Consider the following 25,945-nt stretch of genomic DNA (forward strand, 5'->3'; position numbering starts at 1 on the left):
CCCCTTACGACCCCACCGGCAGATCCGTAAACACTGCACTCGAAAAACGCGAATACAACGGAGGCGTCGAGCCGTCATACATCCGCACGTAGTACCGCTCCACCTGTGCCTCGCGCGGAATGGAAAAGTTCCGCACCGGGCTGCGCAACACCAGGTCTTGATCGACACCCGGCCCAAAGTCCCAGTCGCGCCGCCGCACCTCGAACCCGCCGCCCGTCGGCGGAGCCATCCCAGCATCGACCTGCAGCGCAGTCCCCGTCGCGCTCACAATTTGTAACTGTTGCAGGTTCGCAAGCACATTGCCTGCAGTGGTCAACGCCGTCTGCGGCAGCAGAGCGTCCGCCGCAATCGCCTCCGACAACTTCAGCCCCAGTCCTTCAGCCCAGTCGTTCGCAAACGCGATGCGATACGTCAGCACCTCCGGCCACGCCGCGCCGTCTGCGATCTCTACACGCCGAGCCACAACACTCATCGTTGCGCCTGCGCTCATAATGTCCAGCACATCACCAGGCCAAATGTCCGGTGGATTCACTGCGGCATACGTTCCGGAGAGAGCAGCCGCACGGCTTGTCGAAAAACTCAGCACGGCCAGCGCCGCGTTCTCGCAGTCCGCAGAGCAACGCGCCGCAGGCGAGTCCACTTTGCCCAGCCACTGCGCCGTCCCCGGCATGTTGCCCGCGGCCTCGGCGGCCACACTCGCCGCATTCTCCAGCCGGGCCACGGCCCGCTGCTCGCCGCGATACACCACGGTTACAAGTTCTCCCGCCACCGGAACACGTCCCGCCAGAAATGTAACCTTTCCGGTAGCAGATACGGTGCAATCTATGCCCTCGCTCGCAGCGCCGATCAACCGGGTCACCTTGGCTCCATTGGCCAGCGTACTCACCACCCAGGCCGAGCCCGTCTGCGTCAGTCGGCAGTAGCCCATCGACCCGAACATCTGCACGCTGTTCACCGCAACAAAGCTGCAACTCCCTGCTGAACTCGCCACTGCACCGTCGTATAAGACTGTCGCCGGTGTGTTCGAAGCCGCACCCAGGTCCTGCATCTCGAACACAACGCTCATCGGTGCCGCTATCACGCCGCCACCAAACGCCTGCACCGTGCCGTCCACCATCGTGTAGAAGGACTGCAACACGCGCTGCGCTTCGACGCAATGTAGCCGGATGCGCAGCGTATAGGTATGCCCACTCAGCAGCGTCAGCGCCGTACCCACCTCCGCTCCATTCATAAACGGGACCGCAAGGGTCGCGCCGCCGCTCTGGCGCACGTTGTAGCCCGCAAAGCAATTCGTGCTCTCCACCGTGCCCGAGTACAACCCGCACACAATGCCGGTGCTGCCCGCCGTCAGTTGCAGGCTGCCTGCCTCGATCACCAGCGTCCCACCCAGTTCGACCGCGTCAATGGCAGTCAGCGTCGTCTGCCCATCGAGCCCGTTGCCTCCCATCAGCGCCAGCCCAGCCGCGCCGAACCCCAAGTGCGCTCCCGGATCGGTCACCTGCCACACCCGCGTATTGAAGGCGCCTTCATTGAAGCTATCGGTCAACAGGTTCGAAGAGTTGGCCGTCTTCTTCGGTCGAAACGGCGTCTGCGCCAGTTCGAAGACCGTCGTTGTTCCATCCCCCGCAAACGTCTCGCTGATGTAAGCCGCAGGCTCCATATCGCCGCTCACAGTCACATCGTTGGCCAGTTCTTTTACCGACGCTGTCTTCAGCGCCGCAATCTGCAACGTGCCGTCGCCATCGCTCAACGCATGAGTCACCGCACCCGCAGGCTGCATCGAGACCGCGCCATCGAGCACGCGATACGCCGCATAGGTAGCACTGGCAAGCTGGCCCGCATTCTCCGACCACGTCGCCACCTGCGACGGTTCGAAGACGCCAACGTTACGGCCAGCAAGCACGCCCGTGGTTGTGAACAGCGCTCCATCCACGCGCTCGGTCAGCGTCGTCAGCAGCTCGCCGCCCGCCTGCGCCAGCCCTGTGCCACTCAACACCGCCGACTGCTTGTCCAGCAGCCACTCATCGCTGACCGCGCTGAACGCATAGCGATACACCGGACCCATCGTCGCGACGCCTGCATAGATGCTCTCCGGCTCGGTCGCCACGTATCCCGTAAACAGAACCGTTCCGGCATCCGAGGTCACGACCACGCGCCCGCGACGAGCAGGCACAGGCAGCGTGCTCGCGCTGATATCGAGCAGCCCACTGCACAGCGAAGGAGCATTCAACACACGCTCAATCTTCAACGGGCCATCGGCGGACACAGCATTGCTGTAGTCCACCGCGCCCGCGCTATCCAGGTTGTCGATCGTAATCTTCACTGCGCCTCCTCAACCGTCAGCGGAGCCAGCCCGCGCATCTGCCGCACCTCATCCACCGTCAACACACCCGCCTTCAGCAGCGTGGTCTGCATCTGCACCTCTTCACTCTCGTCCCTGCTCTCCAGATCGTTGAAGCAGAACTCGAACTCGCGCCATCCCAGCTTCTTCGCAAACAGGTCGCGCGTGATGTGCTCGGCCAGCAGCTTGGCCACGGGAACAATCGCGCCTTGAAACGCCTCATCCGCCATCTCGCCCGCAGTCGAGCGGTTCACGTCGCTCTGCAAGCCGAGCAGCATCGGCGGCAGCTCAAACGCATTCGCGATCAGGCGAATCAGCATCTCCTGCCACGCCAGCCGCAGATCGGCATCGGTGCCGCCGGCAAAGCGCAACACCTCGGGCTTCTGCTCGCAGCTCAACAATGGCACGCGGCCCGTGCCTTCAATCTCGTCCTGCCACCAGCGAATCAGGCGGTCATGCTGCTCGGGCGTAGCCTCGTTCAACCACAGCGCATACTGCACCACGGAGTTCGAAGCGAGCCGACCGGCATAGCGGTTCGCGCTCAGAAACTGGTTCACCGTCTCGAACGCAACCTCCAGCCGCCCCAACCCAAACGGTGTATGCGTGCGCGGATTCAGCCGCAGATACATCAACTCATCATCGAGCAGAGGAATCAAACCCTCGCGACCCAACTGGCCTGTGGCCTGTGCGTAGCGCGGCTTCGACGGGTCGCCGTTCCACTTGCTGTCGATCTGGATGGTCGCCCCATCGACGGCCCACAGATGAAACGGCCGCGCCGCATCGCCGGTCGCCTCCATCTCCACCGCGCCAAACCCGCCGACGATCAGGTCTTCGAGCACCTGCTCCCACAGCACGCGAAAGCTGTCCGCGGCGTTCGGCTCTTCAAGCGAAAGCCGCAGCGCATTCAACCGCGCCGTCGCATCCGCCACGCTTGCCGCGTCGTAGCCGCGGCGCACGCGCACCTGCCAGTCCATGCTGGCGATCTTGTCCTTCACCACGTTGATCGCACGCCGCACCACCGGCGTCTCCGCGAACTTGCGCAGGTTCGCCGGAGTAGGCTTGGGCAGCGCACTCTGCCCCGTCCGTCCCGCCTGGTACGGTGTAAAGATCGAAGGCAGCATCGCCGTCTTGCGCTCCCCAACCGCTGCATCCGCTGCTGCTTCCACGCCAGCGATCTTCTCCCAGACATCCTTCACCATCGAACGAACTCCCATGCCTCACCTCTCTCTTTCCGTATCCGTTGCAAAAAGAAAAAGGCATAGCCCATGGGCCATGCCTTTGCCTTCAAATTAGTTGCTAGTTGCTAGTTGCTAGTTGCTGGCGGGTCGTTTTCAACCAACAACCAACAACCAGCAACGTCCCTCAAATTCGCAACTCCACCCGCGCCGTCTCCGCCACTCGCGCGAGATCGCTCACCGTCACCACGCGAATCTCCTGCTGCTCCATCGCCTCGACGCCAAAGCGATAACGCTCCATCGCCTCGTCTTCTATATCCGAGGAGACAGACCGCAGCGGCTCGACTACAGCCGTCAACTCCAGCTTCGCGCTCTCCACCCGCAGCACGCCTTCGCGCAACTGCGGAGCCGAATAAGCCAACCCCTTCGCTGCCTCCACATCGCCCTCCAGCGACACCGCCTGGAACATGCGGATGATTCCGTTCGGGCGATAGCCGCAATCGATCTTCATCGGATCGCCCGGCCGCGTATAAAGCGAAGCCGCAATCCTCTTGCGCATCAACCCCCACACTCCTGCGCGCTCAAACTCCGTCCGCATTGCTCCGGCAATGGCTGCGCGCCCTGTCCGGCGACGCTCGACCTTAATCTTCAGCGGCTCGACATACATCCGCATCAACTGCTCCAGCTCCGCCGGCATACTCTCAGCCAGCGAGGCCCGCGCCTCGGAGATCTGTACCGAGTTCGAAAGCGTGTCCTGCAACAGTGCCAGCACCGGCTTCGGATCGGTCGCACTCATCCGCAACCGCTCTGCGATCTCTCCCTCGAGCGCCTCCAGCAGGCCCAGGTCGGCATCCGCATCCATACACCGAACCCGGCTCCAGTCCCGCGTAAAACGCACCACCGCGCTCTCGGCGTTGGCTGCCTCGCGCAGCAGCACACCGATGTTGGTAAACTCGCCCTTCACCACATCCGGGACATACCGAATCAGGAAGAACTCGCACGGCAAACGTTCCTTCAAGACTGTCTCCTCTTCAACTACTTAGTTGTTAGTTGATGGTTGTTAGTTGCTGGATGAAAACCACCAATCACCAACTACATTACAAATTTTCCCACTCCACTCACCTCGGCGAACTGTCGAGGCACCACAAATTTCTTCGCTGCATCCCACATCGGGAACGGCTCCCGATTCGAATCCCGAAACGACGCGATCAGCTCCCGCACCCGCGACCGTCGCCGCAGCATCTGCTCCATTAACTGCTCGATCACCGCCGTATCGCCGCCATACCACTCTGGCGGAACCGCTTCGGCGATCTCCCACAGCACTCCCGCCTCCATCGCCTCCACGCGGCTCAGCCATGGCTCAAAGCTCTGCCACCCTGTCACGCGCTCATACACCTTGTTGCGCTGATAGACACCACGCAGCGGCGAGTCGGGAAACGTCCACTCCCCCGCGTTGAAGCAGAAGCCCTGATCGATAAACGTGGCGCGATACTTCCGCTCGCGCGGCTTGCGCTCGAACACGGCCTGCCGCCCATTGCAGTTGCCAGCCCACTTATCGATGCACAGTATCCCGGCAAACTCCGCCAGGTTCCTTACCTCGTCCAACTGCTGCTCGGGAAGATAATCGACCACCTGCCCCGGCATGAGTCCACCCACAAACTGCGATCCGAACTGTAACCCGGCGACGTATCGCTCGCGTCCGCCGCGGCCTTCCACCTGCATGTCGAAGGTGTTGGCCACCAGCCACTCCGTTACCTCGACCACATCGCTCGGCGGAACGGTCAGACCCACTGCTGCCGCCAGCCGCGTCGCGATCAGCTCATTCGCGAGCACGCGCAGGTGCTGCGGATTGTTTTGAAACTTCACCACCCACAGCTTGCCGTCGGCCCCCAGCATCAACTGGCTCTGCGCCCCGCCCCGCATCCTTCGAATCGCCTGCACCGCCAGAACCGCCAAGCCGTAATACCTCCCGAACAGAATACAGCGCGTGTCCTGCCGGACGGGCCTCCTGCGCGGAGGGCGGCCACTTCGTGACTTGTATACGCCTTCGGGTGGCCCTCCCGTTGGTCGGGATCAAGTATCGTTGCCGACCAACGGAAGGCCCCCAGCCGTTGATATCACCGCAACAAGGTACACACGCCACGAAGTGGCCGCCCTCCGCGCAGGAGGCCCGTCTGGCAGGACATTATCTTTTCCTGACGATCAACTCTTCTCGTACCGCCTGTGCGATGGCCATCGCCATCACGCAATCGTCGTGCGCTCCATTGGCCGCTCCAGTCCCGCCTCCCGGCAGCGAGATATACGTCCTGCACTCGCCCAGCAATCTTCTACTCGAGAACATCTCCGGCGACTCGACCAGCAACGCTCCCATGCGGCTGATCATCCCCGGCTTGCTGCCCGCCGAAGTCAGCCACCCTGCCTGTCCCTCCTGCCCGTAGACGTTCGCATAGTGCTCTACCGTGCTGAGAAAGGCGAGCACGGCATGGCCATGATTGTTGCGCTCCACCGCGATGATCGCACCGTGATACTCGCGCGCCAGCTTCGCCGCTGCCTTCGCCAGATCGAGCGGAGTCAGCCGCTGCTGCAGCTCCGCGCACTGCATCCCCGACTCCATATCAATCACCTGCACCGCCGCGAAGTCGCCATCCGGCCCGCCGCCCGCCGGATCCGCTGCCACCAGATATTGCTTGCCCGATATGGGAGGCAGCCACACCTGCAACGCTCCGTTGTGCAGCGTCCCCATCGGCTCATCCAACTGGGCGAGCCTCGCCTCTACCGCGGGAGCCTCGAAGCAGCAGTCGCCCGTGGCCTTGAAGCAGGTCTCCGCGTCTTCGGCAAACTCCTGCACGCGCAGACCGCGATAGCTTGCTTCGAGGCTACGGCGAAAACCGATCTGCTCCGCCGTCAGTCCATGCGTCAGGATCAGCGCCTGTTCGTCGTCTGTGAAATCTGTAACCGAAGAAGATACATAAGCCTCTTCGAGCCACCAGGGAAAGAAATGCCGCACGACGCCATTGCCGCCAGCGCCGTCAGCGATCGCCTGCCCCCATTCTTCATAGAAGCAGCCATAAGCGCCGTTCGGCGTAGACTCCATCACCAGCTCGCCGCCGGGAGCGAGCGCCGCGCGCATTCCTGCCAGCGTCTCACTCGCATTGCCGGGCCATCGGCTCAACTCGCTGCAATGCAGGTTCTGCATCGTCAGGCCGCGCCCCGCGCCCACGTCGCCCGCGCTCATCACGCGAAACTCGCTGTCGAGTTCGGTGAAGCGCATCTGTCCGGAGTTGGCCCGGTTGCGCCGCAGCGGCCCATCGCGCAGCTTTTCGGGCAGACACTCCCAGAAGCGCTGCGCCATGCGAAAGATGCTCTCCGCCGCTTCCTTCGTATGAGCTACCTGCACGGTCATCACGCCGCGCGCGGTGATCGTCTTCAGAAAAAACCGTGCCGCGACCCAGGTGCTGATGCCCATCTGCCGCGCCTTTAACACAATGTTCCGCTGCCCCCGCCTGCGCTCAAACTCCTTCTGCACGCGATTGGCGCGCAGCGGCCGTTCGACCCCCTCCCGGTCCCGCACCTTCAGTAGTTTTCCTGCGATCTCGAAGACCTTCCGAGGATCATCCTTCATCTCTTTGCCATACTTCAGCAAATCCTCCACACCCCACTGTTGCTCGCTCATCCACCTATCCCCACATCGCTCAACCCTCGAATAAAAAATGCGGCTTCGTCCTGAACCCACAGGACGAAGCCGCGCCATCATCAAACCAGCAATTAGTTGTTGCTCACCTTCAGCCAACTGCATCCGCCGGTCGTGCGGTTCAGCACCACCGAGCGCACCACCAGCGTTGCTCCGTTCGCAATCGTCAGCGGCGATGCAGAGCCATCGACCAGCTCTCCCGCTGCGGGAGCGACCGTCACCGTGTTCGCGCCCGTCGCCTGCACATTCTTGATCGAGTGCGTCAGCCCGGTGAAGTAGCCGCAATCGGGCAACGTCACCGCGACTGAATTTGCAGCCGGGCCCACCGGAAGATACAGGTCGTAGTCCGCCATCGTATAAGCCGCCGCAGTTGCGGTAGGACTTATCTCCGAGCTCTTCAGGTGAGTCAGCAGATTGATGGCCCGCGTCTCCGCCGGAGCGACGATGTTCTGCTGTCCCGCCTGGGTCAGATGAATGTCATCGTTCTGGAAGTAAGTGGCATTTGCAGAAGCACCCACTGCGCCGAGCCGCGCATCGGAGGCCAGATCGATCACCAGATCGCACCCCGTATCCTGCGTCGTCATCAGCGCGTCGAGCGCCAGCATGTCGCTGTCCTCGCCGGTCCGGCTGATCATGTCCGAGACAATCGTCTGGAAGCCGACCGCCTTCGCCTTCCTGCAATACGACCGTATGCCTTCGAGCGCCTGCTGCGGAGTTCTGCTCACCGTGAAATCATTCGTTCCCACCCACAGCCGGATCACGTTTCTTCCCGCATTGCGCCGGTACAGCGCCGCGTCCCTGGCATCGAACATATAGGCGAGATCGGTAGTGAGCGCGCCTCCCAGGCCGTAGCTCACCACGTCGAAGGAGTCCGTCGGCGTAAGGAAGCTGCTCGATGGAGTGACGCCGTGCCCGTTGGTCAGCGAATCTCCAATCGACAGATAGAGGTCCTTGGTCGTCTGGTCCGGGACCGGCGCGAAGGCTACACCGCGAGACTGTACGGCCTGCTTCACCGCGTTCGACTCCTGCGCTACCTGCGCTGCCGTCTTCTCGTCCGAGTACGCTTCAAAGTAATAGAAGCTCCCCGGAAAATAAGTCGCCGCGCCGGTTGGCGTGCCGCATACCTGGTAGGCGCCGGTTGCCTTTGCTGCCGCCGCACCCATCGCCGTGGCCGAACTCACCGCGGCGCCGTCGATGTAAAACTGCGTCGGGTCCGTCGTTGTGTTCGTTCCCAGCGTAAGCGCGAAGACATGCGTTCCCAGCAGCGTTCCGTTGCTCAACGATCCTGCCTGTCCGCCATTGACCACAACGGCCGGCTGGTTTCCATACCACTCGTTGCCGCCGAAAAATACGCTCCTGTCGGAGACGCCGAATGGAGTGACGAACTGCGGTCCGACCGGTCCTGCTCCCGTCGTCTGCGGCGTCTGGGTGGACACCCACACAAACGTCTTTGCCGACTGTGTCCCCGCAGAGTTGAAGTACTGGCTCGACCCATTGCAGGTGATGCCCTGTGTCGTCCATGCCGGATTCAGCGTGCCGCCCGGCAGCGTTGCATTGTTGCCGTTGCCGCTCGAGTCCTGCGGTGAGCCGCTGCCATCGGTCAGCGCATAGCGCGCCAGCAGGTTGGTCGAGAGCTGCCCCGCCACGCCTGTGGTGGTCCCGCTTACGGTTGCCCAGGTGCCGTCTTCGCGCAGATAGCGCGTCGTGCCTGCGGTTGCGCCGGGGTCGGGTACCGCACCTGCGGCGTGAGTGCTGCCGGAGCCGCCGAAGATCGGCAACTGCGCCGCGCTGATCGCCCCGTTCAACTTCGTCGCATTCACCGTGGTCGCGTTGATGGTGCCTGCCGTAAACGACTGCGGCGTAAATCCGTAGATCGTTCCGCGCAGGTTGATCGTCAGCGCGCTGGTCGTCGGTTGAAAGTTGATCCTGTCCACACTGGTCAGGCTGTCCAGTTCGAACAGATCATAGGCCGAGTTCCACTTGCCGCAGCCATGCGAGTTGCAGTGAATTGCGAAGACGCTGTTCTCGCCTGCCTGCGCATCCAGCGTCGTCTGCCAGATGCCCTTGGAGATATAGGCGGCCAACGGTATCGAATGCGTTCCGCCGTTGCCCAGGTAGTTCGTAGCCGGCACCGCGTTCCTGATCAACCATCCTGACAGGCCCGGCCCCGCGCTCGAATCGAATTCGATTCCGGCGGTCTGCGAGATCGTCGCGCGCGGTGTCGTCTGCGTGACGTAGGTGGTATCGGCGGCTATCTTCTCCTGGTAGTAGTGCGGTTCTTCCAACGGGTCGCTTGCAGCCCACGGCACTGTGTTTGGAGCCAGCGTTAGCTGTCCATCGATAGTCTTTGTCGCCGCATCGTATACGCCCAGCACCTCCGCCATGGGATAGAGGACATATCCGCCTGTCAGGATTCCCACGGTCCCGCCGCTGCTTGTGCTGTTCGCTCCAGTGTTCGCGTACGTCAGCGTATTCGCGGCGGTTGTAGTCACCGCATAGCTTCCGTTGTAGCTCGAATCGGTCACACCGGAGACGGTCAAGGTCAATCCATTCACGTCAACCGGCAGAGATCCGGCCGTCGTGACGGTCACCACATTGCTGCTGCGCACAATCGAAGCGATCGACGCGTTCAAATTGAGATACCCGCCGGTCTGCCCGTTGATGCCTACAATCGCCGTAGATGAGCCGTAGTAGTAAAGCCCGGTCGGCGAGTAAGAGCCGATCACCGGGAACACCTGTCGAATGCCGTTGACCGTATCCACCGTCTCTTCCAGCCCGTAGCCGCACAGACCGCCCATCGCAATCGTCGCACCGGCGCGATGCACCTTCAGCAGCGTCATCTGCAGGTGCGTTCCATCGACCACCGTATAGTTCGCCATCTCATAGTTCTGCGGATTGGCGCCGTTGGGCTGGTCCACGACGCAGGCCACACCGCTCTGGCTGGGCGCTGCCGCCGTGTTGGTTGCAAAGCCGGTGACTACGCCGGTCGTCGCCAGCGCTACCGTCACTGTTCCCGGTGCGATGTTGCTCGCCTGCGACGGTATCGTCTGCGCCGTCTCGAAGAAGACGCTCACCGGAAAGCTCGTGCCGCTGAAGGTGACCGTGGCTCCGGGCACACCGGCCACCGTTGGCGTTCCACTGATGATGGAACCGGTCGCCATCAGGTCGGCAGGGTTCTTGTCGATCAGGTAGCGGCCCTCGCCCTGCGTTCCTAGTGCAGAGGTCACGGCCAGCATCACGGTCGTCGAGCCGGTCGTGCATCCCGAGCTGCATGTGCCCTGAAAGACCCGCGAGTCCTCCTGCACCTGCAGGTCCATCGGGTGCGCTCCCTCGTCCGCGTCGTCGCGAAAGCCGCCCGACGCAACGATGAACTCCGAGCCGATCAGGCAGTCGCCCACGCCATAGCATTCGATCTTCTTCGGCACGAGCCCATGCTGTCCCATGGTGTTGTAGTAGCCCAGCACGGACAACGCGCCGTAGGTACTCTTGAAGTAGGGCGTGTTCTCGATCGATTGCGGATACAGGTTCTGTCCGCCGGTGAGGCCCCTGTGCGTAAGGATCATCCCGTAGGAGCTTGGCTCCTGCGCCTTCGACCGTTGAAAGACGCTGGCCGCACTCCTCGTCGAATCGACCTCCATCACCACTCCCGCGTCCAGCCCACTTCCCAGAATGTTGACCGGATTGAAATAGCTGTCGCGCTTCTCGCCGGCCCTTCGGTCCTCCACATGCGTCCCGCCGTTGATGCTGCTGTTCCAGGTGGAGGGGACATAGCTCTCCGTGAGCGAATAACTGGGGTCCGCGTTGATGTCACAGCCGCCTGCGCAATCGGGGCTGGCCAGCGCATTGCTGATGCCGTTGTTGCCCGTCACGGTCACATACTGGCTTGCATACATCTCACCGTTCAGCTTGTTCACCTCCAGGTTCGTGCCCCCAGGTTGAGTCACAATCTGCGATCCCGCAGGCGACAACGAAACCTTCTGCCCCAGGCCGCCTGCGACTCCGGCGATGCTGGTATCGACATATTGCTTGTCGGCAGCCTGCATCGTCGTCACGGGATCTGCCGAAAGGTTTAACGGCCCCGTCATCGTATCCCCCGCCTTGAGGACGTAGGGATTGCTGCTGTCGAGCGGATGCCCCGCCACCGCCGTCGCAATCGCCGTATCGACGTAGCTCTTGCTCACGGTCTGCATCGCGACCGAGGTTGGCAGCACGGTGTTCTTGATCGCACTGACCTCGACCGCCGTCTGGCTTGCAGGCACCACCCAGAACTCGCGGCTCACCGTTCCGTCATCAAGGTGATACACCGCCGTGTAGTAGCTTCCCATCGGCGTAGCTCCGGCATTGGGAACCAGCGCAATGGTCATGGTGCCACCACTCGCAATCGCAGCAGAGGTGCTGCCGCTCGGCACCGACTGCCCCAGCGCGGTCGTAAACGCCTGCCAGTTTACAAGCACGGTGCCGGTCGCAGTGGTGCCATCCGCGCGGTAAATTGTATCTGTAACCGTAGTGGTGACAATCTGCGCCATCGCACTTACCGTCGTCACCGCCAGCAGCAATCCCACCAGCGTCCACGCTCTCACTCTCCAAGCCATCCCTGTCCTCCTCATCGAATCTCTGTTCTCCAGCGCTCGCCACAATGCATGTCATCTCGGCACAACCGAAGCAGCACAATGCACGTCATCACAACCAAAGCCGTGCGGCCACAATGCACGTCATCTCGACCGAAGCCCGAAGGGGGCAGCGGAGAGACCCCTGTATTTAGTTCTTGAATCGGGGTTAAGTTTTGCCTTCTAAACCGACCGCATCGCCGCAGGCAGATAGCTGCGGAAGCAGACCACCGTCTCCCCGTCGTTCGCGTCCTTCACCGGCAACGCGCGAAACGCGCCTGCAAGCCGCACCCGCTCCAGCGTTCCCGCCAAAACTTCGGCGGACTCCGCAGCCCCCTGCATCGCCTGCAATCGCGGATAGTGATAGATCACGCGATCGCCCTGCTCGCCTTCCATCACAAACAATCCCGACCACTCCTGAAACCAGCCGCCGCCCTCGCGGTCCACGAATCCCACCAGCTTGCTCACCTGCATTCCAGCCGCTGGAACCCCTGCAAGTAGCGCCGCGCCGAGCTGCAAGGCGCCGCCAGCAATGTCAATCACTCGGCCAACGTTCAACGAAACGCGCCGCACATAGTTCCCATCGCCGTTCACGGTCGCAGCCGAAGCCACATACGCTCCGCTGATCCCGCTGCCTACAAATCCAACCTGGCCCGTGTAGTCGAGGTCTACGACGACTAAATCTCCAACGCTGAAATTTGCTGCCGCCGCTCCCACATTCAACGAAGTGGCCGTAGATCCAGCAGCCAGCGGCCGTGCCGCCGCGGCCGTGCCGCCGCTTCCATTCGCTGCGGCCCCTGTTGCGGTCGCCAGCAGGTTCATCTGTTGCGAGCCAGTGGCCAGTGCCATCTGCAACTTGCCCCAGCTCTCGAACTCAAGCGAGACCGTAGCTTCTACCTCCGACCGAACCTGCGTCTGCACCACTGCCGGAGCCCCTGTCCGCAAGGCTTCTATCTTCGTCGCCGTCTTGCGCGCAAAGCCCGAGCACCACCCCAGATCGATCCACGGCGCGGGAACAGCATCGAGCGCAAAGCTCCCCATCTGTGCGGCGTCAAACACTGCAGGCACTCCCGTCGTCCGATTTACCGGCGCGAGATAAGCCCGTACCCTCCGCGTTATCGGAGCCACTGCCTCCACTAATCCGCTCACAGCTCACCCGCTTCCTGGTAGTAAAAAATCTCTACCGTTGCGACTCGCTCCAGCCGCTCGTCCGTCACCACGGCAGCGGCAAACGACACATCTCCCCAGAAGACATTGGTTCCCAAAGTCGTAGGCGGCGCAGTCGAATAGCTTATCTTTGCTGTACTGCGCGGAGACATCCTCGCGGCTGCCGCCAGCTCCGCATCCATCGCAGCCAGCAATCGGCCGCGATCCATGCCGCCATTGCCCGCGTTGCCGTCGGTCGCATAGCGAATCTCGCAACTCATCGCCACCAGCGGCAGCGCTCCATTCGAATCTGTCTTCAGCCCCACCCATCGCAGGCGAAACGCATCGACAGGCACCGCGTCAGAAGGCAGCTCGTTCTCTTCGACCAGCACCGCTGGCCGCGTCACGCCTCGCACCACCATCGTCCGCGCCGGATTCACCGCCGCCAGCCTCGCCTGCAGCGTCGTATAAAACGTATCTTTCGCGTTCTGCATTGATCTGTAACCTTTCTCGATACATTTCCATCAGATCCGCTAGACCGCTTGTGCCAGCGGGGTCCGCAGCACCAGCCGGTAGAGGTAGGCCGACCCTCTGACCTCGGCGGCTGTGGTCGACTCCACCGTCATCAGCACGCCGTCAACCAGGACGCCAAACGCCGCGCCGAACAACGACTCCGCCGCACCGTAGCCCAGCGACCCCACCAGCGCCTCGACCGCGTCTCCGGAGACCAGCATCTCCCACTTCGCCGCTTTGCCTTCCGCCACCGTTGCGCGCGCCGAACGAAACACCACGGGAGCTAACTCCACATCCTGAAACTGCGGTGTGGCCAGCCCTAGCTGCTCGGTGATATCGTCTGCGCTCGCCGTAGCAGGCATCCGCAGCAGCACCGTGCGACCGCCGACACCGCGCAACAAGACATTGGCGGTGCGCACCGCCGCGCCTGAATCCATCAATAGATTGGCCATCGCGTCACCCCAGCCTCTCTGCGAGGTAAGGCCGTAGCAGCGCCTGCACCTGGGGATCGATCAGCGATCCGCTGAAGTACTGCATCTGCATGGTGTCCATGCGGCTCGACCTCACATTCATGGCCGGAGTTGCCTGCGCGTTCTTCACGATCTGCACGCACGCAACCTTCACAGCATCCGGAATGGCTGTCAGTCCCGAGGTGTAGGTCACCTCGACCTCGTTGTAGTTGAGCCCGAGAAAATTCATGGGAAACGTCAGCTCCGCAGTCGCCTGGTTTACGTCCACGCTGTTCACGTCGAGCGCGCTCCAGCTTCCCGGAACGCCGAAGGCCCAGGCAATCTGCTCGCGATGGGGATCGGACAGCTCTCCTCGCCGCGGACGCCCGTAGCGTACCTGAACTCCCACCAACGCCGAAGTCGCACCTGCGGCAGCGGCCAACGGACGATAGCTCAGGCGCACTGTCTGCGCTCCGGCGGTCAGCCGCATCCGCTCCACATACTGCGTCACCATCAGGCTGGGGCGGCGGCAGTAGGACTCCATCAGTGCCGAGGCCATCGTTACCCAATCGTCCGTCGTCTCCGCCGTCAAGCCATATTGCACGTACTCTGCCGGCAACAAATAACCCATAAGCACCTCCTTTGAAAAAGCAACAGGGACCAGCACAAATATGCCGGCCCCTGTTGTCGCGTACTGCGTTAGTTCCTAGCGGTCGACGAGCACCTGATAGTGCGCGTAGTTCGCGCCCTTGACCACGAGGCCGCCGAACTTCACCACCACGTACTGCGAAGCCAGCGAGCCGGGAACGCCGAGCTGGAAGATGCGCGGGTTGGGGTCGCTGAGCCAGTGATACTCGATCAAGTCTTCGGTGACGATATAGGCAGGCAGCACCGCGGTTCCCGAGCCGGGAGTGCCGGTGTAGCTCAGCGTCCACTCGGGAATCAGCGGGATGTCGCCAGCCTGTGTCGAGAGAGTTTTGACTGAGAGGCCAGCGGCGATCTCCTTCGTGTTAAGCACGACGTTGAACTCGGACTTCATCTCGCGGTCGATCAGGTCGAGCAGCACTGGGTTGGCGTAGATGGCCGTGGGTCGCACACCGTAGGAGCTGTTCGAGACCATCTCCGCGATTGCCGACTTGAAGCCATCGACGATGCTCTGGGTGGTGCCGATGTTGACGGTGTTGCCGCCAGCGGCGATCTGTCCAGCGGCGCCGAAGTACTGGGCGGTCGTCGGCGTGCTGAGGCTGGTGTCGCTGCCGTTCCATAGAGCGACATCGTGCGTGCGCAAGACGCCATCGACGGTATCGGCGAGGTCTTTGGCCTGCAGATAGGCGAACTGGCTCTGCTGCTGGCCAAGCTCGATATCGAATAGGTTGTAGTTGATCTGCGCGACCAACGCCTTGAGCGGAACACTGCGCTCCAGGCGAGTTGGGCTCACCAGCGGGGCAATGATATTGCGTGGGTCGACGAACGCTGTTGCAGCCGTAGGCGAGGGAATCGCAATCTCTTCAAAGAAGCGCGAAGGATGCCCGGTTGCGGGGACCTGCTTGATTCTTCGTCCGAAGACGCCGCGCCGTTGCACCAGGTCGGTGATCTCGGACTGATACATTGGAACTTCAATCGCACCGGGTCCTATGTAATCGGCGGCTGCGTGAATCTCAGTAAACTTGGCGTTCATTCGTAAATCTCCTTTTCAAAATGAAAAGGCGCAGCCGTGGCCGCGCCCTTCTTTGTGGGAATGTCGATCCGCAGGATTTGCGGAGCAAAGTTTTCGCGTTAGAGCGTTTCCTCCAGATGTAGTTTTGGTGATTCGAGCAAAACGCAGATTCCCTTCGGGAATGACAAACAAAGAGGCTGCAACTCACAGACCAAGGACGCTGCACCTGAGAGGAAATAGGCTTTAACCGAGCAGGCCCGCCCGCATCAACTGGGCCTTGACCGCGATGCGCTGCTCGAGGCTCAGGCTGACCAGAGCGACGTCCAAGGCCCCTGCCTCCATCGAATCGACGGTGACTCCCTGCTTGGCGAGAAGGTTCGCCATCGCGACCGGTAGCGTCTTCCTCCCATTTGTAACTGTGTAAGGTACAGAAGCAGCGGCGGCGCGAAGCTCGGCGATCTCGGCCTCGGCGGCGGCGAGCTTTTCTTCGAGCTCGGCTTCGCGCCGGGCTTCGACGGTGGCCACGATGTGTCCGATGCGCCCGATCGACTCTTCGGAGTCGCTCTGGCGCTGCGCCAGCCGCTCAACTGCCTGCTCCAGCAAGCCAGCCGCGGCGGCCAACCGCTCGACGGTGACTCCCAACTCATCTTTCAATTCCATCTCCATGCTCTTCCTCACTCTTTCTTGTGCTTCGTGGTTTCGTGGTGTTGGCCTTCTAGGCCGCAGCTTTGGCCGTCGGCATGGCCTGCACCTTCAAGATGCCGACCACTGCCGAGATCAGGCTTTCGATGTAGCCGCTATCGGCAAGAATTCCGGCCTGCTGCAACAGCGACGTTACGGCAGACCCAGCCAATAGCATGACCTCGGCAAGCTTCTGTGGCCCGGTTCCGCTCTGCGCGCCGCTGGCAGCGTACTTCTGTTCGACCAGCAACACTGCGCCCTGAATCAACGAGGTGGCGTCAGCGACCGCGTTGATCGCGGGGGCGGCCTGCGGAAACAGGAGCGCCGCCAGCTTCTCGACTGGAACCGCGTACTCCACGGCCCACTTCAAACCCTTCTCAAAATCTTTTCCAACCTCTTCCAGCACGTTCAGAAAACTCATTGTGTCTCCTTCTTTTTTTGAAAGCTTCAAGACGATATTTTTTGCCTGGGTTGAAGAACGGCAAAAGCGAAATACAGGGGTCTCTCCACTGCGCTTCGCTCCGGTCGAGATGACGTGTATTGGATGGTGGCGTGATGAACAAACCCATGTCCCAAAAGCGGGACATGGGGCACCCGCTTTTGTACCCGCCTTTGGTCGAGATGACGTGTATTTGCGGTGCTACTTTTTCGATTGCCACAAATCCGGAGAGGTGGTTGCCTCTCCGGATCCAGCCCCCTTGCTAACGAACCAATGCGGCTCGCCGCGCAATCGCTGGCCGCTTCAACCGGAAGCTCGTGCTTCGGTAAGCGGCCTTCTCCCGCAATAGAATCGCCGCGCCGGTAAAGGTGGCCTTGGTCAAGGTCCAGACCTGCGCGCGCATATCGGCTACGTGCGCGTCGGCCAGTTCGTAACTCATGCCCATGGCTCCCTCTCCCTGGATCTTCGACTCCATCTCGGGAAAGTCTCGCGCGAACAGATAGCCCGACACCGTCAACCGTTTGCCATCGACTTCGGCGGTGGTGATGATGCCGCACTTCTGCCGCGCATCGTGGCCGTCCCATCCGGCCTTGTAGTCCACCGCCATTCCGAGCAGGCTCGGCAACGCCGCTTCGGCCGCGGCCCGCGTCAGTACGACGCGATGTCCGCGTGCGCCGCTGGGGGCCTTGTCGCTGGCCACATCCACCAGCGTCAACACGCCTTCAAACGGCAGACGGTTGGGATGCCCATGCACTACCGGAAACTCGACCGCCATGGCTCGCAGCTCCATTCCAGCCGTTCCAGTTGAACTCTGCGCCAACCCCGCTCTGCAAGCCATACCAGCCCTTCTGCGATGAACCGCCAATCCATCTTCCATGCCACCTCCTCGAAACTGTTGCTTATGACTGCCTTCACTCCGCAGTGGTGTTGTGCGACCGCTTCCACTTGTTGAGCAGTAATCCAACCAGCGATTTTGCCCGGCTTGGTGTTGCAGGATTTTGCTGCGAGGCTTGATGCGGATTCGCCTCTGGTGCGGCGACTTCTTTTCTGACGACTCCACCCTTGTCTTCCGCCACGAATCGGCCCTTTACGCGCTTTCTCTCCATTCATCCCCCTTAAAGCAAAAGGGGAGAGCAGCCCGAAGGCGCTCTCCCGATTCAGTTCTTACTTACCTTTTAAGAATAGCAATTACGCCAAAACTCTTTTGCAGTTTAAGGACAATTATTTTCTTCCATTGAATCAGTGGTATAGCGAGATATCCACGGTTTTCGGCTCTTGACAGCAAATCAGGCGCTCGAGCATTTCACGCTCGAGAAACATCTCTGTCACCTCGTCGAGCGCATGGCCGTATTGCCGGCTTACCGTCCAGACGGGAAGGCCGAGCAAGGCAGCCGTCTCCTCCAGCGTGTACTCCTGTAAGGCGACTCGTTCGATCAACCGGTACTCTTCGCTGTTCAGCTTTTCGAGGCAGTGTTCCACGTCGTGAACGAAGATCACCACGTCGTCGAAGCCGTGCACGACATAGTTCGTTACCTTGCCACGAAACAGCTCCCTGCCCAGCAAAGACGGCACCCTGCCCGTCTCCATGGCCATCTGCGAGTAGCGCCGCAACAACGCCTCCGTATATTTGCGGTAGGCATCGAGCGATGCAGCGGGGGCCGGTTTCCGACGCACCGGCTTTTGCATTGGGGCCGTAGCCCACACCATCGGCAGAACCAGGGCTGCGCTCATCGTTGACCTCCGCTCGCGTTTGCAGAGCAGCGCGAAGCCCGCGCCAATCGCGGCTTCCGTCCACCGGCATGTCTTCCCCGGGGAGCCGGAAAGTGGGCCAGGTGCTCGGCACATCGGCGGCAATAGACGCCATCTGTCGATTCCATGCGGAGCCAAAGCGTCCCGCATCCTTCGCATACCTTTAAAACCAAGCGCAAGTAATTCATCTCGTTCCCTTTCAAGGCGTACTTCTCCCCTGGCGGGCCTCGCTGTTTTTCAACGGTCGAAGGGGCTCGCTCAGGCTGCTGTGAAACGTTCTCCCTGTATCCGCGGGACTCTGCGGTCCCGTCAGATCAGCTCAAACGCTTGTCTGTCGTTGCTCGCTGTGGTGATGTACCTTGGAAAAAATCAAAAATTACCCCTCGCAATCCTCCACCCTTGGGCCCAGATGCAGACACCCTGTTTTCAGCCCGTTCGACTGGACGCTCTCAGGTCTCCACGTTCCTTCAAATGGAAAGTTTCAAGGTTATAGCTTTAGACAAAACATCTGTCAACAGCAATTTTCCTCAACTTTTGCAAAGCGATAAACCCCATATAAGCAGCGCTTTGTGCATCAAACTCTATTGCATAAAACGAAATTTTCGCCTAATCTTCGTCATGCTAAAAGATATGACATTGCGTTGAGGAGCCTTAGTTCTATGAATTTCCAAGACTTGCACGAACTTCTTCGCACGGAACTTCTGCGCCGCATCGAGCGCGGCCCGCTGACCGGGAGCAGGCTGGCGCAACAAGCCGGTTTTCAGCAGGGGCACATCTCTAATTTTCTCAACCGCAAACGGGCGCTCTCGCTGGAGGGCCTCGACCGGGTTCTGGCGTCGCAGAACCTTACGATCGACCAGATCCTTCCGCTGGAGATTGCCGCGGCCGCGGCGCCGCAGACGCAGGAGCCGATTGAGATCGTCCCGGTGGTCTCGTGTTCGGTGGCCATGGATGAGGCGCGGGTGGCGGAGTCGGCCATCATCGAGACGGTGCAGGTTTCGGCGTCGCGGCTGCACGACAACCGCGCTCGTCCGTCGACCAAGTATGCGCACTGGCAGCGCTTTCTGGCCATTCGCGCGGATGCGCAGCAGTCGGCGGCGATGCAGCCGTTGCTGGCTCCGGGGTCGATTGCGGTGCTCGACCGCCACTACAATTCGCTTGCGCCGTATCGCGCACAACAGCCTACGCTGTATGCGGTTCGCTGCGGCGCTGCGCTGCTGCTTCGCTATGTGGAGTTCGACGAAGGGCACTTGATTTTGCGGCCCTATTCGCGTGAGTTTTCAGTGCAGTTGATTCCGCTGGCTTCGCATGAGTCGCCTGCGGACTATCTTGTGGGGCGGGTTTGTTTGGTGTTCTCGGAGCTTTGAGGGGGTAAAAGGCGAAATACCGGTCTCTCCACTTCGCTGCGCTCCGGTCGAGATGACGTGTGGTTGTGGTGGGCCTTCGGTCGATGACGTAGGTTTGGGGTGCCCCATGTCCCAAAAGCGGGACATGGGGCACCCGGCTCTCCTCCAGGCTCAGTTTTGGTAATTCGAGCAAAACGCAGATTCCCTTCGGGAATGACAAGCAAAGGAAGCTACGCCACAAACAAAGGAAGCCGATTGCTAAACTTGAGAGATGCGGCAAAGTCTTTATGCGAAGTGGATGTATGACTGGGAGTATGCGCTTACCACTCGCGATACGAACCGAATTGTGAGGCCGTTGGAGTGGGGGTTTGACTGGCTCGCGGACTTCAGCCCGCTGGCTGCCGCGGCTGCATCGGACGGTGCTGCGTTGGGCGATCTGGATCGCATGATCGCGGTCAATCAGGACATCGTCGAACGCTCCGACGATTTTTTTGGATACGAGACGCCGACGGATTTTCGTTTGGAAGCGCGGCATCCGCAGCTCTTTCCGACGAATGTAAGGCCGGAGACGCTGGCGCAGGATGCGGAGCTGAAACGTCAGGCTGCTGCGGGGGAGCTGGAGTCTGCAGAGTTTCTCCGGTTTACCTCGGCGGTGCGGACGCGCTATCCGGAGAACGATGTGGTGAATGCGCGCTGGTATCCGGCGGATGCGGAGAAGCAGGTGGGCAAGCCGAAGCAGGCCATCATCGTGATGCCGCAATGGAATGCGGATGCCTTCAGCCACAACGCGCTTTGCACGCTCTTCAATCGCTTTGGGATCTCGGCGCTGCGGTTGTCGAAGCCGTTTCACGATATTCGCCGGCCGGCTGAATTGGAGCGGTCGGACTATGCGGTGAGCTCCAATATCGGAAGGACGACCGAGGCTTGCAGGCAGGCGGTGGTGGATATTCGGAGCTGCCTCGACTGGCTGGAGTCGCAGGGGTACGAGCAGTTCGGCGTGCTGGGAACGAGCCTGGGCAGTTGCTATGCGTTTATCGCTGCGGCGCACGATGCGCGGTTGAAGGTGTGCGCGTTCAATCATGCCTCGACGTGGTTTGGCGATGTGGTGTGGACGGGGCAGAGCACACGGCATGTTCGTGAGGCGTTCGAGCAGGCGGGGCTGACACAGGATACGGTGCGGCAGATTTTTACCGGCATCAGCCCCATGTCTTATATGGAGCGGTTCGCGGCGCATCCGAAGCGGGTGCTGGTGGTCCATGCGACGTATGACCTGACGTTTCTGCGCGAGTTTTCGCTGGATGTGCTGGCGAACTTCGACCGCTTTGGCATTGATTACGTCTCGAAGGTGCTGCCGTGCGGGCACTATACGACCGGCGAGACGCCTTATAAGTACATCGATGGCTGGTATCTGGGGTCGTTTGTGTATGGTGCGTTCAAGCGGCTGCGCGAGCAGGGGCGAAAGGCTTAACACCGATCTGCACCGATGACACCGATTTAAAAGACTGACCGCGGATTGACGCGGAGATGCGCGGATAAAAGCGAAATACAGGGGTCTCTCCACTGGGCTTCGCTTCGGTCGAGATGACGTGCTTTTGGGGCGCTTCGCACCGTGACATAAAATAGAGGCATGCCCATTGATTTGAACGCAAACCTTGCCGCCGCGGACCCCGATATCTCCGCGCAGATCGAGCACGAGGTCGTCCGCCAGCATGAAGGGCTGGAGATGATCGCTTCGGAGAATTTTGTCAGCCGCGCGGTGCTGGAGGCCGCAGGGACGGTTTTCACGAACAAATATGCCGAGGGGTATCCCGGCAAGCGGTACTACGGCGGTTGCGAGTACGCCGATGTGGTCGAAACCATTGCGCGCGACCGGGCCAAGCAATTGTTTGGCGCGGAGCATGTGAACGTGCAGCCGCACTCCGGCTCGCAGGCGAACGCTGCCGCGTATATGTCGATCCTGACGCCGGGCGATTGCATTCTTGGGCTGGACCTTGCCCATGGCGGACACCTGACGCATGGCCACAAGCTGAATTTTTCGGGCAAGCTCTATCGCGTGGTCGGCTACCAGGTTCGCAAGGACACCGAGACCATCGACTACGACGAGCTTGAGGCGACGGCGTTGCGCGAGAAGCCGAAGATGATTATCGGCGGAGGCAGCGCCTATCCGCGGCAGTTTGATTTTGCACGGATGCGTGCCATCGCGGACAAGGTGGGAGCCTTCTTTGTGGTGGACATGGCCCACTTTGCCGGTCTTGTGGCAGGCGGCGTTCATCCTTCGCCGGTGCCTCATGCGCATATCGTTACGACGACCACCCACAAGACTTTGCGCGGGCCTCGCGCCGGTATGATTCTGTGCCGCCAGGAGTTTGCGGCGAATGTGGACCGCAGCGTGTTTCCGGGGCAGCAGGGTGGCCCGCTGATGCACATCGTTGCGGCCAAGGCGGTGGCCTTCAAGGAAGCGCTGCAGCCTGAGTTTGCCGTCTATGCCAAGCAGGTGGTGGCGAATGCGAAGGTTCTGGCTGAGGCTTTGGCGGGCGAGGGCTACCGGATCATCTCCGGCGGCACGGACACGCACCTGATGCTGGTCGATGTCTTCCAGAAGGGGATTCTGGGCTCGGAGGCGGAGAATGCGCTGGGCGCGGCGGGAATCACCGTGAACAAGAACGCGATTCCTTACGATACGAATCCGCCGATGAAGCCGAGCGGCATCCGCATCGGCACACCGGCGTTGACGACGCGAGGCATGAAAGAGGCGGAGATGCGCGTGATCGCCGGTTGGATCGCCGAGGCGCTGGAGCATCGCGCGGACGAGACGAAGCTGGCGAAGATTCGCGGGCAGGTGGGCGAACTGGCCAACAAGTTCCCGCTTTATAGCTGGTTGCACAAGTCTTAAAGACCGCAATCCTTTATTCAGGGCCGCGTGAAAGACATGCTGAAAAGTGTCCGTCGCGCGGCTTTTTGCATGGAAGATACGTCATTGCAACCGTGTCATTTTTAAGGCACGCTCAAGTTTTCGTTCCCTTTTGGGACGGAGAACGTTGTACTCTTGGTCTCGCAAGAGTCGGCGCGGCGAGGGGACAGCGATGGCGATGGCGGTGATGGCTTGGATCGTGGCAATCCCCCTGCTTGGGGCGGCGACCGGGATGCGGACGTTTACCCCGATGGCGGTGATCTGCTGGTTTGCGTACGCCGGATATGTGCCGGTGGATGGGACATGGGCGTTCTGGGTCGCGAAGCTGGTTACGGCGGTCATCTTCACCGTGCTGGCGCTGGGCGAGCTGGTAGGAGACAAGCTGCCGCGGACTCCTGACCGGACCTCTACCGGGCCGCTGCTGGCGAGGATTTTGTTTGGTGGGCTGGTGGGCGGCATTGTCGCGGCCAGCCTGAATGGGTCGGAGTTCGAGGGGGTCATCCTCGGTGTGGGCGGGGCGCTGGTGGGCGCGTTCGGCGGGCACCTGATCCGGCGGGAGATCGTGCTGCGGTCGGGCAGCAAGGACTGGCCGGTGGCGGTGGCCGAGGACCTGGTGACGGTGGGGTTCGCCGTGATGGCGCTGGGGATTGTGACCGGCTGAAGGAAGGGGTAACGCCGATCTGCACCGATTTCACCGATGAGAGAAGAGATAAGACGACCACCGATTGGCGCGGATCAACGCGGACCAACGCAAGGGCAAGGGCGAAATACAGGGGCCTCTCCACTGCGCCTGCACCCCGCCTGCGTTCCGGTCGAGATGCCGTGTATTTTGGGGTGGGTGATGGGAAAACCCATGTCCCAAAAGCGGGACATGGGGCACCCGCCTTTGGACCCGTCTTTGGATGACGTGGGTTTTTGGAGTGGTGGCAGGAGATATTGGGGCAGAATTTTTGTGGGTCTTGCGTTTCGTGCGGTCTCCGGCACGGCGGCGGACGGGTTTCCGGCATCTCAGATCGAGGAAGGTATTTCGAAAGAGGACGACGCCCTATGCTTACGCCTGCTCTTCTCAGCATTATTGTGACGCTTATTGTGGTTGGCCTGCTGTTGTATCTGATCGGGCTGATTCCTATGGACGGGACGATCAAGCAGATCATCCGCGTGGTGGTGATCATCGCCGTGATTATCTGGCTGCTGCAGTCGTTCGGTCTGCTGGGGCCGGTTGGGCATGGGCATATGCTGCGGTAGGGTGTATCGACCGATTCGAAGCGAATCGATCGGGCCTTCAGCCCTTTCCTTGTCTTCCTCTATGGTCCATGGGGCTGCGCCCCATGCTGGTATAGACCGCGCCTTCAGCGCGGAGTTGGTGTTGAGAGCTCATCACTCCTGCATAGAAGCAACTACCTACCCAGAGGAATAGGTCGATACGCCCTCAACATTCAAATGCAACGTCGTGGATACCGCCTGGACCGGTTCTCCTCCAGATGTGGTTTTGGTGATTTGAGCAAAACGCAGGGTTCCCTTCGGGAATGACAAACAAACTTCGCCTCGGTCGAGATGACGTGCGTCTGGGAGCGGCTTAGCCCCAGAGGACTTTGCGGGCGGTGGCGCGCAGGTTCGATTCGCTTTGTGCGCCGATGCGGTTGCCTGACCTCTCGTCGGAGCGATAGGAGCCGCCTGAGGTGGAGACTTCGCCGGAGCAGACGCGGTTGCGGCCGCTTCGCTTGGCCTCGTAGAGCGCCTTGTCGGCGGCTTCGAGCAGGTCTTCGATGCAGAAGCCCTCGCCGGGCAGGCAGGTGGCGACGCCGCAGCTTACCGTGGTCGGCAGGACGGTGCCGGGCTCGGCTGCCTCGACGGCCGGGGAACCGGCGACCTCGACCAGCTTGCGGATGCGTTCGGCGACGATCAGCGCGGAACGCTGCGAGGTCTGGGGGAGGAGAACGACGAACTCTTCGCCGCCGAAGCGGGCCGCGAAGTCGTCTTTGCCGCGCAGCGACTGTTGCAGCAGCGACGCGACGCGGGTGAGGACCTTGTCGCCGTAGAGATGGCCGCGCAGGTCGTTCACCGCCTTGAAGCGGTCGATATCGATGACGATGGCGGACAACAGCGAACCTTCGGCCAGGGCCTGCTGCCAGAGGGTCCCGCAATAAAGCTCGAAGGAGTGGCGGTTGGCGAGGCCGGTGAGGTTGTCGCGGCTGGAGATGCGGTGCAGCTCGGCGTTGACGAATGCGAGCTCTTCGCTCTGCATCTCGTTGCGCAGCAGCATGAGGTAGACGAGGCGCAGTTGGCGACCGAAGCTGAAGTTGGAGACGAGCGACATCAGGGTGGCGAAGCCGGTCAGCGTAAGCCCGAGCAGTTGATCGGAGGGGCTGAGGAAGTGATCGAAGCGGAGGAAGACGAGATCGCCGGAAAACAGGATGGCCGAAGAGGCGAGCGCGTAGCTGAAGGGCAGGCGCATGACCAGATTGGCGAAGAGGATGGCGATAATCAGCCCGGTCTGCGCATAGGCTGAGGCGGCGGGGTTTCTGCCGCTCCCGATGTAAAGCTCGGAGAGGCCGACCAGGATGATGACCAGGGCGACGCTGGTCTCGCGATAGATCTTTCCGGGGTTCCAGCGCATGGTGGCATTGACCAGCAGCGCCAGAGGGGTGATGATGGCGGCGCGCAGGATGATCGCTCTCCACGAGGCGCCGTCGCCGATGAAGTAGTCAATGACGGCAAAGAGGACGAACAGGACAATGGCGATGAGGCCCTGGTACCACAGCAGGGTGGACCGCTGCTGGGAGATGTTCTGCTCGAAGCGCTCCTCCAGGATTGGCGGCAGCTTCGGCCACTCTAACTTCACGCCGGAGAGACGCTCGATCTCTCTGGTGACCTGATTGTGGATCGAATTGGACTCCATAAAAAACCGCCGTTCCCAACACTGGTCAGAATCTGGCCCGATCTCTGCGGAGGCTCCCTTAAATTTTAGTCAAGTAACTGTTTTAATTACCGTTTAGAAGCTAGATGTCCGGTTCTGATTAGTCTGTCACAGTCGGCGAACCGACGCAGATCAGTTTTCTGCAACTTTCGAGCTATTTCTTTCAAAAGATGTACCAGTATAGCTGCACTTACGTGGCCCAGTGGAGATTATCGGCAACGGTGGGCGAGAGCGTGAGCGGTTTGGGGGAAAGAACAGGCAACGGCAGGTGCGAAATACAGGGGTCTCTCCACTACGCTGCGCTGCGGTCGAGATGACGTGCG

At 61.1% G+C, this 25,945-nt stretch carries 22 protein-coding genes; 5 read left to right on the top strand and 17 right to left on the bottom strand.

Translation table 11 applies throughout. From position 1 onward, the window contains the following. Window positions 1-4: 4 nt before the first annotated feature. From GSQ81_RS15160 to GSQ81_RS15235, 16 genes are all read right to left on the bottom strand, one after another. Window positions 5-2,323, bottom strand: coding sequence for a hypothetical protein (locus GSQ81_RS15160; protein WP_158911517.1), 2,319 nt, complete (start codon window positions 2,321-2,323; stop codon window positions 5-7). Continuing rightward, window positions 2,320-3,555 carry a phage portal protein gene (locus GSQ81_RS15165; protein ID WP_158911518.1) on the bottom strand — a complete coding sequence of 412 codons (1,236 nt, stop codon included), beginning with the start codon at window positions 3,553-3,555 and terminating at the stop codon, window positions 2,320-2,322. Before GSQ81_RS15165 ends, GSQ81_RS15160 begins: the two co-directional genes overlap by 4 nt. A gap of 148 nt (window positions 3,556-3,703) precedes the next feature. Then, entirely contained in the window at window positions 3,704-4,534 is an 831-nt protein-coding gene (locus GSQ81_RS15170; protein ID WP_158911519.1) for a DUF3037 domain-containing protein, read from the bottom strand. Window positions 4,535-4,608: 74 nt separating this feature from the next. Then, on the bottom strand, window positions 4,609-5,472 hold the full coding sequence (locus GSQ81_RS15175) for a HipA family kinase (protein WP_254060222.1): 864 nt from the start codon (window positions 5,470-5,472) through the stop codon (window positions 4,609-4,611). Window positions 5,473-5,701: 229 nt separating this feature from the next. Next, entirely contained in the window at window positions 5,702-7,189 is a 1,488-nt protein-coding gene (locus GSQ81_RS15180) for a terminase (protein WP_158911520.1), read from the bottom strand. A gap of 92 nt (window positions 7,190-7,281) precedes the next feature. Then, a complete protein-coding gene (locus GSQ81_RS15185; RefSeq protein WP_158911521.1) occupies window positions 7,282-11,799 on the bottom strand; it encodes an SGNH/GDSL hydrolase family protein in 4,518 nt (1,505 codons plus the stop codon). A gap of 198 nt (window positions 11,800-11,997) precedes the next feature. Next, complete coding sequence (locus GSQ81_RS15190) at window positions 11,998-12,963, bottom strand: hypothetical protein (RefSeq protein ID WP_254060223.1); 966 nt, start codon at window positions 12,961-12,963, stop codon at window positions 11,998-12,000. Further along, window positions 12,960-13,454, bottom strand: a complete 495-nt coding sequence (locus GSQ81_RS15195; RefSeq protein ID WP_158911522.1) for a hypothetical protein — start codon at window positions 13,452-13,454, stop codon at window positions 12,960-12,962. Before GSQ81_RS15195 ends, GSQ81_RS15190 begins: the two co-directional genes overlap by 4 nt. Window positions 13,455-13,493: 39 nt before the next feature. Beyond that, the gene (locus tag GSQ81_RS15200) at window positions 13,494-13,925 is read right to left on the bottom strand and encodes a hypothetical protein (protein WP_158911523.1); all 432 of its coding nucleotides are present in this window, start codon (window positions 13,923-13,925) and stop codon (window positions 13,494-13,496) included. A 4-nt stretch (window positions 13,926-13,929) separates the two neighbouring features. After that, entirely contained in the window at window positions 13,930-14,553 is a 624-nt protein-coding gene (locus GSQ81_RS15205; protein WP_158911524.1) for a hypothetical protein, read from the bottom strand. Window positions 14,554-14,628: 75 nt separating this feature from the next. After that, window positions 14,629-15,600 carry a hypothetical protein gene (locus GSQ81_RS15210; protein WP_158911525.1) on the bottom strand — a complete coding sequence of 324 codons (972 nt, stop codon included), beginning with the start codon at window positions 15,598-15,600 and terminating at the stop codon, window positions 14,629-14,631. Window positions 15,601-15,822: 222 nt separating this feature from the next. Beyond that, window positions 15,823-16,239: a hypothetical protein gene (locus GSQ81_RS15215; RefSeq protein WP_254060224.1), complete on the bottom strand. Its 417-nt coding sequence runs from the start codon at window positions 16,237-16,239 to the stop codon at window positions 15,823-15,825. 55 nt (window positions 16,240-16,294) lie between these two features. Next, a complete protein-coding gene (locus tag GSQ81_RS15220; protein WP_158911527.1) occupies window positions 16,295-16,681 on the bottom strand; it encodes a hypothetical protein in 387 nt (128 codons plus the stop codon). Between the two features lie 280 nt (window positions 16,682-16,961). Next, the gene (locus GSQ81_RS15225) at window positions 16,962-17,537 is read right to left on the bottom strand and encodes a hypothetical protein (RefSeq protein ID WP_254060225.1); all 576 of its coding nucleotides are present in this window, start codon (window positions 17,535-17,537) and stop codon (window positions 16,962-16,964) included. A gap of 73 nt (window positions 17,538-17,610) precedes the next feature. Further along, on the bottom strand, window positions 17,611-17,805 hold the full coding sequence (locus GSQ81_RS15230) for a hypothetical protein (protein ID WP_158911528.1): 195 nt from the start codon (window positions 17,803-17,805) through the stop codon (window positions 17,611-17,613). Between the two features lie 133 nt (window positions 17,806-17,938). Beyond that, window positions 17,939-18,430 (bottom strand): sigma factor-like helix-turn-helix DNA-binding protein, encoded by a 492-nt coding sequence (locus tag GSQ81_RS15235; protein WP_158911529.1) that lies wholly within the window; start codon window positions 18,428-18,430, stop codon window positions 17,939-17,941. A 677-nt stretch (window positions 18,431-19,107) separates the two neighbouring features. Here GSQ81_RS15235 and GSQ81_RS15240 point away from each other — a divergent pair. The 5 genes from GSQ81_RS15240 to GSQ81_RS15260 all read left to right on the top strand — a co-directional run bounded on the left by GSQ81_RS15240 (window position 19,108) and on the right by GSQ81_RS15260 (window position 23,950). After that, window positions 19,108-19,815: a hypothetical protein gene (locus GSQ81_RS15240; RefSeq protein WP_158911530.1), complete on the top strand. Its 708-nt coding sequence runs from the start codon at window positions 19,108-19,110 to the stop codon at window positions 19,813-19,815. A gap of 250 nt (window positions 19,816-20,065) precedes the next feature. Further along, complete coding sequence (locus tag GSQ81_RS15245; RefSeq protein WP_158911531.1) at window positions 20,066-21,262, top strand: alpha/beta hydrolase family protein; 1,197 nt, start codon at window positions 20,066-20,068, stop codon at window positions 21,260-21,262. A gap of 159 nt (window positions 21,263-21,421) precedes the next feature. Further along, window positions 21,422-22,687: a serine hydroxymethyltransferase gene (gene glyA / locus GSQ81_RS15250; protein WP_158911532.1), complete on the top strand. Its 1,266-nt coding sequence runs from the start codon at window positions 21,422-21,424 to the stop codon at window positions 22,685-22,687. 145 nt (window positions 22,688-22,832) lie between these two features. Further along, window positions 22,833-23,366 (top strand): DUF4126 family protein, encoded by a 534-nt coding sequence (locus GSQ81_RS15255; RefSeq protein WP_158911533.1) that lies wholly within the window; start codon window positions 22,833-22,835, stop codon window positions 23,364-23,366. Window positions 23,367-23,752: 386 nt separating this feature from the next. Continuing rightward, window positions 23,753-23,950: a Thivi_2564 family membrane protein gene (locus GSQ81_RS15260; RefSeq protein ID WP_158911534.1), complete on the top strand. Its 198-nt coding sequence runs from the start codon at window positions 23,753-23,755 to the stop codon at window positions 23,948-23,950. 331 nt (window positions 23,951-24,281) lie between these two features. Here GSQ81_RS15260 and GSQ81_RS15265 read toward each other — a convergent pair whose 3' ends face one another. Beyond that, window positions 24,282-25,604, bottom strand: coding sequence for a GGDEF domain-containing protein (locus GSQ81_RS15265; protein ID WP_158911535.1), 1,323 nt, complete (start codon window positions 25,602-25,604; stop codon window positions 24,282-24,284). Between the last annotated feature and the right edge of the window lie 341 nt (window positions 25,605-25,945).

It is taken from the genome of Granulicella sp. L56, assembly GCF_009765835.1.
Taxonomy (GTDB): Bacteria; Acidobacteriota; Terriglobia; order Terriglobales; family Acidobacteriaceae; genus Edaphobacter.

What these genes read in the sequence shown, in the direction of transcription:
- GSQ81_RS15200 (WP_158911523.1), bottom strand. Translation starts at nt 13,925, where the DNA reads ATGGCCAATCTATTGATGGATTCAGGCGCGGCGGTGCGCACCGCCAAT.
- GSQ81_RS15185 (WP_158911521.1), bottom strand. Translation starts at nt 11,799, where the DNA reads ATGGCTTGGAGAGTGAGAGCGTGGACGCTGGTGGGATTGCTGCTGGCG.
- GSQ81_RS15245 (WP_158911531.1), top strand. Translation starts at nt 20,066, where the DNA reads ATGCGGCAAAGTCTTTATGCGAAGTGGATGTATGACTGGGAGTATGCG.
- GSQ81_RS15205 (WP_158911524.1), bottom strand. Translation starts at nt 14,553, where the DNA reads ATGGGTTATTTGTTGCCGGCAGAGTACGTGCAATATGGCTTGACGGCG.
- GSQ81_RS15210 (WP_158911525.1), bottom strand. Translation starts at nt 15,600, where the DNA reads ATGAACGCCAAGTTTACTGAGATTCACGCAGCCGCCGATTACATAGGA.
- GSQ81_RS15230 (WP_158911528.1), bottom strand. Translation starts at nt 17,805, where the DNA reads ATGGAGAGAAAGCGCGTAAAGGGCCGATTCGTGGCGGAAGACAAGGGT.
- GSQ81_RS15265 (WP_158911535.1), bottom strand. Translation starts at nt 25,604, where the DNA reads ATGGAGTCCAATTCGATCCACAATCAGGTCACCAGAGAGATCGAGCGT.
- GSQ81_RS15215 (WP_254060224.1), bottom strand. Translation starts at nt 16,239, where the DNA reads ATGGAATTGAAAGATGAGTTGGGAGTCACCGTCGAGCGGTTGGCCGCC.
- GSQ81_RS15220 (WP_158911527.1), bottom strand. Translation starts at nt 16,681, where the DNA reads ATGAGTTTTCTGAACGTGCTGGAAGAGGTTGGAAAAGATTTTGAGAAG.
- GSQ81_RS15240 (WP_158911530.1), top strand. Translation starts at nt 19,108, where the DNA reads ATGAATTTCCAAGACTTGCACGAACTTCTTCGCACGGAACTTCTGCGC.
- GSQ81_RS15235 (WP_158911529.1), bottom strand. Translation starts at nt 18,430, where the DNA reads ATGAGCGCAGCCCTGGTTCTGCCGATGGTGTGGGCTACGGCCCCAATG.
- GSQ81_RS15180 (WP_158911520.1), bottom strand. Translation starts at nt 7,189, where the DNA reads ATGAGCGAGCAACAGTGGGGTGTGGAGGATTTGCTGAAGTATGGCAAA.
- GSQ81_RS15195 (WP_158911522.1), bottom strand. Translation starts at nt 13,454, where the DNA reads ATGCAGAACGCGAAAGATACGTTTTATACGACGCTGCAGGCGAGGCTG.
- GSQ81_RS15165 (WP_158911518.1), bottom strand. Translation starts at nt 3,555, where the DNA reads ATGGGAGTTCGTTCGATGGTGAAGGATGTCTGGGAGAAGATCGCTGGC.
- GSQ81_RS15260 (WP_158911534.1), top strand. Translation starts at nt 23,753, where the DNA reads ATGCTTACGCCTGCTCTTCTCAGCATTATTGTGACGCTTATTGTGGTT.
- glyA (WP_158911532.1), top strand. Translation starts at nt 21,422, where the DNA reads ATGCCCATTGATTTGAACGCAAACCTTGCCGCCGCGGACCCCGATATC.
- GSQ81_RS15225 (WP_254060225.1), bottom strand. Translation starts at nt 17,537, where the DNA reads ATGGCTTGCAGAGCGGGGTTGGCGCAGAGTTCAACTGGAACGGCTGGA.